The sequence below is a fragment of the Acinetobacter sp. RW6 genome (assembly GCF_041956835.1).
Taxonomy (GTDB): domain Bacteria; phylum Pseudomonadota; class Gammaproteobacteria; order Pseudomonadales; family Moraxellaceae; genus Acinetobacter; species Acinetobacter calcoaceticus.
Genome location: NZ_CP167121.1, coordinates 2,846,477 through 2,860,846 on the forward strand (window position 1 = coordinate 2,846,477; position 14,370 = coordinate 2,860,846).

Here is a 14,370-nt window from a genome sequence, read left to right on the forward strand (position 1 = left end):
TATGAAAAATATAGAATTTATTTAATCCAGTCAAGTTACCTCAATGGCTCTTTTTCATATTCAAATAAAAACAGTATAAAAAAAGAACCCTGCTTAATGCAGGGTTCTTTTAAGGCTTTTTTAGAAAAAGAAAATTAGTTCTTTTCTTTGTCTACGATTTTGTTTGCTTGAATCCATGGCATCATTGAACGTAACTTATTACCAGTTACTTCAATACCATGCGCAGCATTTTGACGACGACGAGCAGTCATAGATGGGTAGTTTAATGCACCCTCTTGAATGAACATCTTCGCGTATTCGCCAGATTGAATACGTTTCAATGCATTACGCATTGCTTCACGAGACTGTTCGTTAATTACTTCAGTACCAGTTACATATTCACCATACTCAGCATTGTTAGATACTGAATAGTTCATGTCAGCGATACCGCCTTCGAACATCAAGTCAACGATCAATTTAAGTTCGTGTAAACATTCGAAGTAAGCCATTTCTGGTGCATAACCAGCTTCAACTAAAGTTTCGAAGCCCATTTTCACGAGTTCAACCGCACCACCACAAAGAACTGCTTGCTCACCGAACAAATCAGTTTCAGTTTCTTCACGGAATGAAGTTTCGATAATACCAGTACGGCCGCCACCTACACCTGAAGCATAAGAAAGAGCAACGTTACGTGCATTACCAGAAGCATCTTGGTGAATTGCGATTAAGTCAGGAACACCTGAACCACGTTGGTATTCTGAACGAACTGTGTGACCAGGTGCTTTCGGAGCAACCATGATTACGTCTAAGTCTTTACGTGGAACAACTTGGTTATAAAGAATTGAGAAACCATGAGCAAATGCTAAAGTTGCGCCTTCTTTGATGTTTGGCTCAATCACGTCACGGTAAAGTTGTGATTGGAATTCATCTGGAGTCAAAATCATTACGAGGTCAGCTTGCTTAACAGCAGCAGGAACTTCTGCAACTTTAAGACCAGCATTTTCAGCTTTCTTCCAAGAAGCTGAATCTGCACGTAAACCTACAGTTACGTCTACGCCTGAGTCTTTAAGGTTAAGTGCATGAGCATGACCTTGAGAGCCGTAACCAACAATCGCTACTTTCTTGCCTTGGATGATTGATAAGTCACAGTCTTTATCGTAAAAAATTTGCATTTGTGTTCTCCGCTAAAATACTTTTAAAAAATTAAATGGCTAATACTTTTTCGCCACGGGCGATACCAGATACACCTGAACGAACGACTTCTAGAATAGTGTTTTCTGCAAGCGCATCGATAAAACCATCTAATTTTTCAGTTGTCCCTGCTATTTGAATGGTATAGGTAGTTGGTGTCACGTCTACAATTTGCGCACGGAAAATATCCGCTGTTCGCTTAATTTCAGCACGTGAAGCACCTAAAGCTTTTACTTTAATCAACATCAGTTCACGCTCAATGTGTGAACCTTCTGATAAATCTACTACTTTTACAACTTCAACAAGTTTGTTGAGCTGCTTTGTAATCTGTTCAATCTTATGGTCATCGCCATAAGTAGTTAACGTCAGACGTGATAAAGTTGGATCTTCGGTTGGAGCTACATTCAACGTCTCAATGTTATAGTTACGTTGACTGAATAAACCCACCAAACGAGAAAGCGCACCAGCTTCGTTTTCAACGAGTACAGAAATAATATGTCTCATTATGTACGCTCCCCTTTACCTAACCACATATCCTTCATTGACTGACCTGCGATCAGCATTGGATAAACATGTTCTGTACGATCAACCATGACATTAATGAATACACATTTATCATTAATTGCCATTGCTTCAGCAAGCTTCGACTCTAGTTCATCAGCATGATCAATTTGGATACCAACATGACCATAAGCTTCCATTAACTTGCCAAAATCAGGTAATGATTCAACATATGAGCTTGAGTGACGGCCTTCATAGTTCATATCTTGCCACTGTTTAACCATACCTAAAGCACGGTTATTCAAGCACAAGATCTTCACATTCATACCGTATTGCTTACAAGTTGAAAGCTCCTGAATACACATCTGAATTGAAGCTTCACCAGTAATACAAACTACCTGTTGATCTGGGAAAGCTAACTTGGCTGCCATTGCATAAGGTAAACCTACGCCCATGGTGCCTAATCCGCCTGAGTTAATCCATTGACGTGGACGTTTGTACTTGTAATACAACGCACCAAACATTTGGTGTTGACCCACATCCGAAGTAATGATGGCATCACCATTGGTCGCTTTATATAAAGCTTCAACAACTTGCTGTGGCTTCATTGTGCCATCAGCCAGTGTTTCATACTTCAAGCCATGAACTTTACGCCATTCATTAATTTGATCCCACCATGCAGCAATTGCTTCAGGGTTTGGCTTAGACACATTCAATTGTTTCAATTGCGTCAACATTTCCTGAAGTACAGGCTCAACCGCCCCTACAATCGGAATGTGCGCCATGATCGTTTTTGAAATGCTCGCCGGATCAATATCAATATGAATAACTTTGGCATTCACACAGAATTTTGCAGGGTTATTGGTTACTCGGTCATCAAAACGTGCACCAATTGCAAGAATGACATCAGCATTATGCATCGCCATGTTTGCTTCATAAGTACCGTGCATACCCAACATGCCCACAAACTGTGGATCATCGCCAGGGAAGCCACCAAGACCCATAAGTGTATTTGTCACTGGGTAGCCCAACAAATGAGCCAACTCAGTCAATAATGCAGATGCATTACCTTGAACAACACCGCCACCAGTATAAATTACAGGGCGTTTAGCACTTAAAAGCTCATCAATCGCTTTGCGAATTTGACCAGAATGACCACGTGAAGGCGGCTGATAAGAACGCATCTTCACTTTTTCAGGATATTCGTACGCAAATTTTTCTGCAGGATTTGTCGCATCTTTTGGAATATCGACTACAACTGGGCCAGGACGGCCACTTGAGGCAATATAAAATGCTTTTTTGATAATTGCAGGAATTTCACTTGCGTGACGAACTTGGAAGCTGTGTTTCACGATAGGACGTGAAATACCCACCATATCCGTTTCCTGGAAAGCGTCTTCACCAATAAGATGTGATGCAACCTGGCCAGACAAAATCACCATTGGGATTGAGTCCATATAAGCTGTTGCAATCGGAGTCACAGTATTAGTTGCGCCAGGTCCAGAAGTGACCAGTACTACGCCAGTCTTACCTGTCGCACGCGAGTAAGCATCTGCCATATGACCAGCAGCTTGTTCATGACGTACGAGGTAATGATTAATTTTGTCTTGTTGAAATAGCGCATCATAAATATGTAATACAGCGCCGCCTGGATAACCAAAAACATGTTCAACGCCTTCGTCCGCAAGAGCACGAACGAGCATTTCACCACCAGATAAAAGTTCCAACGTGATTCACCCTAAAATCTTTATCACTATTTATGGAAGGCACAAATAGTGTTTCATTCATTGAATTGTCTGCACTGTTATAGCACACATATTGTCTAGTTTTCGTTGCAATAGAAAAATTTCTGTTTTTCAGCCGTATAAGCTTTTTTAACATTAATAAAGCATGTCTGGATATACATACTTTAAGTAAAATCAATCTCTCGGCTAGAGAGAATGTCTATTACAAAACATGACGGTTATTCGAAGGGTGATCAAATAATCGCATATAAAACTAAAGGAAGCATTTTTGTTGTTTAATTCACTAAAGTCAAGATTAAAGAAAAGGTTTTTCCATAAAAATTTTTAGCTGCTTTTTTTTTAATCTAAAATTAAATCGTAAATTTGGTAGTTCCAATCCCTATTTATTAAAAATAATTATTCTTTTTTATATAAAACCATACATTGTAAATTGCTTATTTATAAACTTTATTTAAATATAGTCAGCTTTTTGGGGAAGATCTGATATGAATTTATCTTATTTAAAAACAAGCTTATATACAGCAGTAACAACAGTAATTTTAATTTGCTCAAGTCAAAGTCAGGCACAGCAATATTATAAATGGATGGATAAAAGTGGCTCTACACATTACACCACGACTCCGCCACCTAAGAGTGCAAAACATTTGAACAAAGTTTCAACTTACGGCAGCCAACCATCCGTAAAAAATTCGACACCCACCTCAGAACAACAATCTCAGGAAAAAACAGATAAAGTAGTGCAAGAAACAGCTAACGTAGTACCGGAAAAAGGTGTACCCGCTGTACCAGTTCCGCCCGCCCCATCCGCAGCAGCACGATAACCAAAATGAGAGTGGTGAATATTTTCACTACTCTTCTATTATTTAAAATAAAGAAGAATAGATTGAGAAATGTTTATTGCTCATATTAAAAGATAAAATCCTGATCTAAAAACTGACATTTCCCCTTATTTTGCGCTATGCTGTGCAGCAATCTTTCATTTCAATTTTCGTTGTATAGCTTACGTCTATGACTATTTCTCACATTGACCCCGAATATCAAGCAAACACGATTGAACCATCAGTTCAACAAGATTGGGAAAATCGTAAAGTCTTTAAAGTTGCCGACACTGTCGAAGGTAAACATCGCTACATCCTGTCAATGTTTCCTTACCCAAGCGGCAAGCTGCATATGGGGCATGTGCGTAACTATACAATTGGCGATGTTATTAGCCGTTTTTACCGTTTAAAAGGTGAAACTGTGCTACAACCTATGGGTTGGGATGCATTCGGTTTACCTGCTGAAAACGCAGCAATTGCCCATAAAGTTGCTCCGGCAAAATGGACATTTGAAAACATTGCCTACATGCGTGACCAATTAAAAAAATTAGGTCTATCCGTAGACTGGGACCGCGAGTTCGCAACTTGTACACCAGAGTATTATCACTGGGAACAATGGTTATTTGTTCAGCTTTATAAAAAAGGCCTGATCTACCGTAAACTTTCAACAGTAAACTGGGATCCGGTTGACCAAACAGTTTTGGCAAACGAACAAGTTGAAAATGGTCGTGGCTGGCGCTCAGGTGCATTGGTTGAAAAACGCGATATTCCAATGTACTACTTCCGTATTACGGATTATGCACAAGAATTATTAGACGATCTTGACACCCTACAAGACGGCTGGCCTCAACAAGTGTTGACCATGCAACGTAACTGGATTGGTCGCTCTACTGGCATGGAAATTACGTTCCCATCTGCCAATACTGAAATTTATGCTGACGGTTTAACTGTTTATACAACTCGTGCTGACACTTTAATGGGTGTGACTTATGTTGCTGTTGCAGCAGAACACCCGCTTGCGCTTAAAGCTGCTGAAACTAACCCTGAATTGGCTGCATTTATTGAAGAATGCCGCATGGGTTCGGTTGCAGAAGCGGACTTGGCAACAGCCGAGAAAAAAGGCATGGCAACAGGCTTGTTTGTAAAACATCCTGTAACTGGTGAAGAGCTTCCTGTCTGGATCGCAAACTACGTATTAATGTCTTATGGTTCTGGCGCTGTTATGGCTGTGCCTGCACATGACGAACGTGATTTTGAGTTTGCTAACAAGTTTAATTTATCAATCAAGCAAGTGATTGATGCTAAAGGCGCTGACGATGCAGACTACTCTGCAACCCAGTGGCAAGAATGGTACGGTTCTAAAGAAGGTAAACTTGTTAACTCTGGCGAGTTTGACGGTTTAGAATTCCAAGCTGCTTTTGATGCATTCCTTGCAAAATTAGAACCACAAAATTTAGCAAATTCTAAAGTTCAATTCCGTTTACGTGACTGGGGTGTATCTCGTCAACGTTACTGGGGTTGTCCAATTCCAATGATTAACTGTGACACTTGTGGTCAAGTCACAGTGCCTGAAGATCAACTTCCTGTTGTATTACCAACAGACGTTGTACCAGATGGTTCAGGCAACCCGCTTAATAAAATGCCTGAATTCTATGAAACTAAATGTCCTTGTTGTGGCGGCGATGCACGTCGTGAAACAGATACTTTAGATACGTTCGTAGAGTCATCTTGGTACTATGCACGTTATGCTTCTCCAGACTTTACTGGTGGTATGGTTAAACCTGAAGCAGCTCAAAACTGGCTTCCTGTGAACCAGTATATTGGTGGTGTTGAGCACGCAATTCTTCACTTACTTTATGCACGTTTCTTCCACAAATTAATGCGTGATGAAGGCGTTGTACAAGGTAATGAACCATTTACCAACTTGTTAACTCAAGGCATGGTGCTTGCAGACACGTTCTACCGTGAAGCAGAAAATGGTAAGAAAACTTGGTTTAACCCAGCTGATATTGAGTTAGAGCGCGATGAAAAAGGTCGTATTCTTTCTGCAAAATATTCAGGTGATGGTCAAGAGGTTGTCATCGGCGGACAAGAAAAAATGTCTAAGTCGAAAAACAACGGTATCGATCCACAAGCGATTATTGATCAATACGGTGCAGATACTGCTCGTGTATTCATGATGTTTGCTGCTCCACCAGATCAATCTTTAGAATGGTCTGATGCAGGTGTTGAAGGTGCAAACCGTTTCTTGAAACGTGTATGGCGTCTTGTAGCAGGCTTCCTTGAAAAAGGAAACTCAACTTCTACAATCGATACTGCAAACTTGTCTAAAGATGCTCAAGATTTACGTCGTAAAACACACGAAACCATTCAAAAGGTAAGTGATGATATTGAACGTCGTCATGCATTCAATACCGCTATTGCTGCTTTAATGGAGTTATTAAATGCGAGCAACAAGTTTGAAGCAAAAGATGACAACGACATTGCGGTAGAACGTGAAGCGATCACTACACTTTTAACTTTGCTCGAACCGTTTGCACCACATTTAAGCCAAACTTTATTGGCTCAATTTGGTACAGATGTTACAGCAGCAACGTTCCCTGAAGTGGATGCTTCTGCGTTAACACGTAATACGCAAACGATTGTTGTACAGGTTAACGGTAAACTTCGCGGTAAACTTGAAGTTTCTGTTGATATTTCTAAAGAAGATCTATTAGCTCAAGCTAAAGCTCTACCAGAAGTTCAACAATTCTTAACCGGACCAACAAAAAAAGAAATTGTGGTTCCAAATAAACTAGTTAACCTCGTGGTTTAATTAAAGTTATTAATGAGAGGATCAAGCATGCACTTAGCCAAACGTTTAGCCGCTGTTGTTTTAACCTTAGGCCTTAGTGCAGGCTTAGTCGGGTGTGGATTTCATTTAAAAGGAACCAACCCGACTGCGACTCCGCTTGTTTATAAAAAGTTAAGCCTTGAGTTACCAGCTAAAACTGATGATTTGGAAACGCAGTTAAAAGTGTATTTGGCTGCCAATGGTGTTCAATTCAGTAATGATAGTGATGCCTATGTACTTCGTGTTTTGGAATACACACCACGTCGTCAGCTTTTAAATGGAAAACTGACAGAAGTATTATTACGCCTAACCGTAACCTTCCAGATTGAAGATCGTCAGGGTAATAAAATTACTGAACCACGCTCATTAACTGCATCTCGTAGTTATCAATATGACTTGGCAACAGTCAACACTGAAAATCAGCAAGAAACTTACTTACAACATATTGTGATTGATGATATTGCACAGCAAATTACTCGTCAGATTTCAGCAAATCGTTTACCAAAAGCTCAGCCTTAATCTGTATTTTTGCCTGCAATGAAAATTGACTATTTACAAGCCTTAAAACGTACTCCGGAAGCTCGGGGTGCGTGGATTTTGCATGGGCAAGAGCCCTTATTAGAACAAAATTTATTAGATGCCTTTCGCAAAAGCTGGCAACAACAAGAAGTTGAAAGACAGCGCTATGATATTAGTAGCGTGAGCGACTGGAAAAATGTCTTTAATGCACTTAATAGCTTATCTTTATTTTCTCAACAGCTTGCTATTGAAGTACATGGCAATATAAAACCTGATGCAAATGGCTTAAAACAACTTAAAAGCTATATACAACATAATGAACATAACCTGTTATTAATTGTTTTACCCAAACAAGATAGTAGCAGCTTAAAATCTGCTTTTTTTCAAGTTGTTGAAGCAAATGGGGTTGTAGTTGCTCTAACGGCAAATTACCCACAAGACCGTCAACGTATTTTAAACGTAGAAGCAGAAAAGCTTGAGATCCAGCTCGACAATGATGCTTGGCAGTGGTTAATGCAACATCATGAGCACAATTTGCTTGCAGCTAAAAATAGTTTGATGCGTGTACGGGATACCTTTCCAGACCAAAAACTGATTTTGATTGAGCATTTATATGCTTGTTTACAAGATCAATCACGCTATACCACCTATGATTTAAGTGATGCGTTATTAGAAGGCAACCTTGGCCAATCTATTAAGATTTTTCAATATTTAATTGCAGCCGGCGAACCAGATAGTCTGATTTTATGGACTTTAAGTAAAGAAATGCGCTTGTTGATGCAATTGTTTGAGCAACCTCATAATGCCCTACAGCTTGGTATATGGAAAACAAAGGTTGGTTTATATCAACAAGCCTTAAGAAGACTAAATCCGCAACAGTTTCTAGGCTGGTCTACCCTTCTATTGCAAATTGATGCAGCAATTAAAGGAATGTCGAACGAAAATGCAGAACATTTAATGCAGCAAGCGATTGCTGAATTATGTGGGAAAACACTATTTATACAATAATTCGGCTGAATCATTTTTCTTCATTCCTGAAATATCATAAAAATTCACGTTTTATCCTCATTTCGCTTTTATACTAAATTAAATTTTAAACTTTTCGACCTCTCGCCATGCCAAAAATAAAGCCAATCAAACTTGTTATTATCATCGTCTGTATAGTCATTATTGCTGTATTAGCCTGGAAGTTTTTCAAGCCAAAACAGCAGCAGCCACAATATATTACTGCCGAGGTAACGCGCGGGGATATTGAAAATAATGTACTTGCAACGGGTACACTTGATGCAACCAAACTGATTAGTGTCGGTGCACAGGTATCTGGTCAGGTTAAAAAGATGTATGTACAACTAGGCGATCAGGTTAAGCAAGGTCAACTTATTGCGCAAATTGATTCAACCACACAAGAAAATAGTTTAAAAACCTCTGATGCGAATATTAAAAATTTAGAAGCACAGCGTCTTCAACAAGTTGCATCTTTGAATGAAAAGCAACTTGAATACCGCCGTCAGCAACAAATGTATGCGCAAGATGCAACACCACGCGCAGATCTAGAATCGGCTGAAGCAAGCTATAAAACAGCTCAAGCACAAATCAAAGCATTAGATGCACAAATCGAATCTGCAAAAGTGACTAGATCTACGGCGCAAACCAATATTGGTTATACACGTATTCTTGCTCCAACTGATGGTACGGTTGTCGCAATTGTGACGGAAGAAGGTCAAACGGTAAACGCAAACCAAAGTGCGCCAACAATTGTCAAAATTGCAAAATTACAAAATATGACGATTAAGGCTCAGGTCAGTGAAGCTGACATTATGAAAGTTGAGAAAGGCCAACAGGTTTACTTCACTACCTTAGGTGAAGACACTAAGCGTTACGCAACCTTGCGTCAAATTGAACCTGCTCCTGATTCAATTTCTAGCGAATCAACGAATACTACCAGTTCAACGACCAGTTCAGCTGTTTACTATAATGCCCTATTCGATGTGCCAAATACCGATGGTAAATTGCGTATTGATATGACTGCTCAAGTTTATATTGTTTTAAACTCAGCTAAAAATGCCCTACTGGTTCCTTCTTCAGCGCTTAGCTCTAAACAATTTTCAGGTCAAAGAAAATCAGGTCAGTCATCTGATAAAGCAAGCTCTACACCTGAAGCAGCTAAAAAATCTCAAGGAAATGGAGCTCGTCTAGAGCGTCTTAACCTAACTGCTGAGCAAAAACAGTTAATTGAACAAGGTAAATTAACTTTAAGCGTTGTACGCATATTACAAGCCGATGGCACAACTAAACCGACTCAGATTTTGGTTGGCATTAACAACCGGGTAAATGCGCAAGTTCTTGCGGGCTTAAAACAAGGTGATCAAGTTGTGATTGCCGATAGTGCAGATACTTCTGCTGCATCAGCAAATAGTAGTAATAACCGTCGCCGTAGTGGCCCAATGGGAATGTAAGCATGACAAAACAAGCTTTGCTTGAAGTCAGCAATCTGGTCCGGGAATTCCCTGCTGGCGAAAGCACAATACAAATTTTAAAAGGGATTGACCTTACCATTTATGAAGGCGAACTGGTTGCCATTGTCGGCCAGTCTGGTTCAGGTAAGTCAACGCTCATGAACATTTTGGGCTGCTTAGACCGCCCTACTAGTGGTAGTTACAAAGTCAGTGGGCAAGAGACTGGTAAGTTAGAGCCAGATCAGCTCGCTCGATTACGCCGTGAATATTTTGGTTTTATTTTCCAGCGCTACCATTTGCTTGGTGATTTATCTGCTGAAGGTAACGTTGAGGTTCCAGCAGTTTATGCAGGTGTTACCCCTTCTGAGCGTAAACAACGCGCAACAGCTCTACTTACCGAATTAGGGTTAGGCACTAAAACACTTAATAGACCAAGTCAGCTTTCTGGTGGTCAGCAACAACGTGTTTCTATTGCCCGTGCCCTCATGAATGGTGGAGATGTCATCCTTGCGGATGAACCAACAGGAGCACTCGACTCACATAGTGGTGTTGAGGTGATGCGTATTTTGCGTGAACTCAACGCCGCAGGTCACACTATTATTTTAGTCACCCACGATATGCAAGTTGCAAAAAATGCAACTCGTATTATCGAGATTAGTGACGGAGAAATTATTAGTGACCGTCCTAATATTCCAGATCAAGCAGCCGAACCGATCAAGTCTGATCCTGATGCCGCTCCTGCTTTACAAGGTAAACAGAAGAAAGGCAAAAGTATTTCTGCATGGCGTTCTACTTTAGACCGTTTATCAGAAGCCTTTCAAATGGCATTACTGTCTATGAACGCCCATCGCATGCGTACTTTTTTAACCATGCTTGGGATCATTATTGGTATTGCATCTGTTGTTACGGTGGTCGCTCTAGGCAAAGGCTCTCAACAACAAATTTTAAGCAATATTAGTAGTCTGGGAACAAATACGATTACGGTGTTTCAGGGCCGTGGTTTTGGTGACAACTCCAAAACTGCAAGCTTTAAGACCTTGGTTCCTGCCGATGCCGATGCGTTAATGACTCAACCTTATGTGAGTGCAGTCAGTCCGATGGTCAGTACATCCAAGACTATGCGCTATCAACAGAATGAAGCAAACGCCACCATTAATGGTGTGAGTAATGATTATTTCGATGTAAAAGGTTTGGTCTTTAAAGATGGGCAAACTTTTGATCAACGTAGTGTGCGTGATCGCTCACAAGATGTGGTGATTGATACCAATACGCAAAAACAATTCTTTGGCGATGGTAGCAATCCAATTGGCCAAGTAGTACTGCTCGGTAGCGTACCAGCGCGCATTATCGGGGTTGTAGAACCGCAAACAAGCGGTATGGGCTCAGATGACACCTTAAACGTGTATATGCCTTATACAACCGTAATGAGCCGTATGCTAGGTCAGTCCAATGTCCGCAATATTGTGGTTCGTATTAATGACAAATATTCAACTACTGCCGCAGAAAATGCGATTGTAAACTTATTAACCCAGCGCCATGGTGCACAAGATATTTTCACTATGAACAGTGACAGTATCCGTCAAACCATCGAGAAAACGACCAGCACAATGACCCTTCTGGTTTCAGCAATTGCCGTAATTTCACTGGTCGTCGGTGGTATTGGGGTAATGAATATTATGCTGGTTTCTGTGACTGAACGTACTCAGGAAATTGGTGTACGTATGGCGGTAGGCGCACGTCAAAGTGATATTTTGCAGCAATTTCTGATTGAAGCAATTTTAGTCTGTTTAATTGGTGGTGTGCTTGGTGTCTTACTGTCACTTGGCCTTGGACAACTTATTAATAAATTTGCTGGCGGTAACTTTAGCGTGGCTTATTCAAGCACTTCTATTATTGCAGCATTTGTGTGTTCAACCCTTATTGGTGTCGTCTTTGGTTTCTTACCAGCCAAGAATGCGGCAAAACTCGATCCAGTTGCAGCACTATCACGAGAATAAGGAAAATTGCATGTCTTTCTCTATGACTAAACTCAGCACAGCACTTCTCCTCACAAGCTCTCTTGTTGGATGTGCTGCTGTGGTAAAAACACCTTATGAAACACCTGCGGTACAAGTTCCGGGTAGTTTTCAGTATGACGCCACAAAAGCAAAAACCATGTCTGCCGATCAATATTCTGACCGTTGGTGGACACTTTTTGGTGATGCACAGCTTAATCAGCTCGTAAGCAATGTATTAGAACGTAACAGTGACTTAGCTGTCGCAGGCATCACCTTAAAACAAGCACGTTTACAAGCTGACCTAACAGCAAATAAACAAGGCTTACGTACAAGCTCTAGTGTTTCAACGGGACATTCTTTTGATTTGAACTCAGGAGATGACAGCGCTAAAGGTCTATCAATGAGTGCTGGCGTAAGCTATGAAATTGATTTGTTTGGTAAGCTTGCTCGCCAAACTGAAGCAAGTAAATGGGAAGCTTTAGCGACAGAACAAGATCTACAAGCCACTGGACAGAGTTTAATTGCAACCACGGCTAAATTATATTGGCAACTCGGTTATTTAAATGAACGTTATGCGACTGCTCAGCAGAGTCTAGCAACCTCACAAAAGCTTTATCAACTGGTACAGATTCAATATAAAGCTGGTGCTGTTTCAGGAGTAGATCTTACTCAAGCAGAACAATCGGTACAAAGCCAAAAAGCGAGCTTAAGTCAGATTGAGCAACAACTGGTTGAAACACGTACTGCCATTGCTGTGCTCTTACATGAACCATTGCAACAATTAAACATTCAAGATCCAAAGCGTTTACCTCGCAATGCACTACCAGCAATTGGTGCAGGCTTACCTGCCGATATTTTATCGCGCCGTCCCGATTTACAAGCCTCTGAGCTTCGTTTGAAAAAGGCGCTCGCGACTAAAGATGCTACTAAGGCGAGCTACTATCCATCGATTAGTTTAACCAGTAGTTTGGGTTCAACAAGTACATCATTGACTGAACTATTACGTAACCCTGCCCTAACTTTAGGTGCTAGTTTAAGCTTACCGTTTTTGCAATATAACGATATGAAAAAAGATATCGCGATTAGCAATCTGGATTATGAAAAAGCAATTATTCAATATCGCCAGACGCTTTATCAAGCTTTTGCTGATGTAGAGAATGCTTTATCAAGTCGTACAGAACTCGATAAACAAGTAGCGTTACAAGAGCGTAATGTTGAACTTGCAGAAAAAACTGAACGTTTAACCGAAGTCCGTTATCGTTATGGTGCTGTCGCATTAAAAACACTTCTTGATGCTCAGCAAACCACACGTACTGCAAGACTAAGCCTTGTTGAAACCAAACAAAGCCAATACAACGCTTATGTCACCCTCATGCAAACTTTAGGTGGTTCACCTGTAAAAGAACTTCCTCAATAACTTGCGCCCAGTAAAAAAGCCGTAGTCCTTCAACTACGGCTTTTTTTATGTCCGAATAAATTTTAAAACTTATTCATCATCCATCATAGATTGGCTCATACCTACAGTATTGAAACCAGCATCTACATATAGAATTTCACCTGTGATACCTGAAGCCCATGGTGAGCAAAGGAATAATGCTGCATTACCTACTTCGTCAATGGTTACGTTGCGTTTTAATGGCGCAACTTTTTCATTAGCATCTAACATTTTACGGAAAGATTTAATACCAGAAGCAGCTAATGTACGGATTGGACCCGCAGAAATCGCGTTTACACGAATACCGTCAACACCTAAGCTTGATGCTAAGTAACGAACACCAGCTTCTAAAGAAGCTTTTGCCATACCCATAACGTTGTAGTTAGGCATAACGCGCTCAGAACCTTGGTAAGTCAAAGTCAATAAACAGCCTTGGCGAGCTTGTAGTAATGGTTTTGCAGCACGTGCCATCGCAATAAAGCTGTATGCACTGATGTCATGAGCAACTTTAAAACCGTCACGGTCAGTCACGTCAGTAAAATCACCATCAAGTGTATGTGCAGGAGCAAAGCCGATAGAGTGAACTACACCATCTAGACCGTCCCAATGTTTTGCAAGTTCTGCAAATGCATTGTCAATTTCGCTATCAACTGCAACATCACATGGGAACACAAGCTTAGAACCGAATTGCTCAGCAAATTCATCCACACGTTTTTTTAATTTTTCGTTTGGATAAGTAAACGCAAGCTCTGCACCTTCACGGTGTAATGCTTGGGCAATACCAAAAGCAATTGATAATTTACTAGCAACGCCTGCAATCAAAAAGCGTTTACCTGCTAAAAGTCCTTGTGTCATGCCGATCTCACTCAAAACAATTTAAAGCATAATGCCAATAT

11 protein-coding genes are annotated in these 14,370 nt (G+C 40.5%); 7 read left to right on the plus strand and 4 right to left on the minus strand.

What is annotated here, in order from left to right; genetic code table 11:
• Positions 1-134: 134 nt before the first annotated feature.
• Genes ilvC through ACB088_RS13470 form a run of 3 tightly spaced genes read right to left on the minus strand, consistent with a single transcriptional unit; the run spans position 135 to position 3,398 of the window.
• Entirely contained in the window at positions 135-1,151 is a 1,017-nt protein-coding gene (ilvC, locus tag ACB088_RS13460) for a ketol-acid reductoisomerase (RefSeq protein ID WP_004641176.1), read from the minus strand.
• A gap of 31 nt (positions 1,152-1,182) precedes the next feature.
• Positions 1,183-1,674: an acetolactate synthase small subunit gene (ilvN, locus tag ACB088_RS13465; protein WP_001215920.1), complete on the minus strand. Its 492-nt coding sequence runs from the start codon at positions 1,672-1,674 to the stop codon at positions 1,183-1,185.
• Positions 1,674-3,398 carry an acetolactate synthase 3 large subunit gene (locus ACB088_RS13470; protein ID WP_003654952.1) on the minus strand — a complete coding sequence of 575 codons (1,725 nt, stop codon included), beginning with the start codon at positions 3,396-3,398 and terminating at the stop codon, positions 1,674-1,676. The genes ilvN and ACB088_RS13470 overlap by 1 nt, the downstream gene beginning before the upstream one ends.
• Positions 3,399-3,901: 503 nt before the next feature.
• Between ACB088_RS13470 and ACB088_RS13475 the strand changes: the two genes are divergently transcribed.
• The 7 genes from ACB088_RS13475 to ACB088_RS13505 all read left to right on the plus strand — a co-directional run bounded on the left by ACB088_RS13475 (position 3,902) and on the right by ACB088_RS13505 (position 13,456).
• On the plus strand, positions 3,902-4,237 hold the full coding sequence (locus tag ACB088_RS13475; protein WP_199990075.1) for a DUF4124 domain-containing protein: 336 nt from the start codon (positions 3,902-3,904) through the stop codon (positions 4,235-4,237).
• Between the two features lie 187 nt (positions 4,238-4,424).
• Positions 4,425-7,049 carry a leucine--tRNA ligase gene (leuS, locus tag ACB088_RS13480; protein ID WP_199990074.1) on the plus strand — a complete coding sequence of 875 codons (2,625 nt, stop codon included), beginning with the start codon at positions 4,425-4,427 and terminating at the stop codon, positions 7,047-7,049.
• A gap of 27 nt (positions 7,050-7,076) precedes the next feature.
• Entirely contained in the window at positions 7,077-7,586 is a 510-nt protein-coding gene (gene lptE, locus ACB088_RS13485; protein ID WP_092707358.1) for an LPS assembly lipoprotein LptE, read from the plus strand.
• 18 nt (positions 7,587-7,604) lie between these two features.
• Positions 7,605-8,594, plus strand: coding sequence for a DNA polymerase III subunit delta (holA, locus tag ACB088_RS13490; protein ID WP_017391267.1), 990 nt, complete (start codon positions 7,605-7,607; stop codon positions 8,592-8,594).
• Positions 8,595-8,701: 107 nt separating this feature from the next.
• Entirely contained in the window at positions 8,702-10,042 is a 1,341-nt protein-coding gene (locus ACB088_RS13495; RefSeq protein ID WP_092707354.1) for a MacA family efflux pump subunit, read from the plus strand.
• Positions 10,043-10,044: 2 nt separating this feature from the next.
• Positions 10,045-12,039 carry a MacB family efflux pump subunit gene (locus tag ACB088_RS13500; RefSeq protein WP_092707352.1) on the plus strand — a complete coding sequence of 665 codons (1,995 nt, stop codon included), beginning with the start codon at positions 10,045-10,047 and terminating at the stop codon, positions 12,037-12,039.
• Positions 12,040-12,061: 22 nt separating this feature from the next.
• Complete coding sequence (locus ACB088_RS13505; RefSeq protein ID WP_375038810.1) at positions 12,062-13,456, plus strand: efflux transporter outer membrane subunit; 1,395 nt, start codon at positions 12,062-12,064, stop codon at positions 13,454-13,456.
• A gap of 69 nt (positions 13,457-13,525) precedes the next feature.
• On the opposite strand, the gene ACB088_RS13510 is transcribed toward ACB088_RS13505, so the two are convergent.
• Positions 13,526-14,329: an enoyl-ACP reductase gene (locus ACB088_RS13510; RefSeq protein WP_003654938.1), complete on the minus strand. Its 804-nt coding sequence runs from the start codon at positions 14,327-14,329 to the stop codon at positions 13,526-13,528.
• Positions 14,330-14,370: the final 41 nt, after the last annotated feature.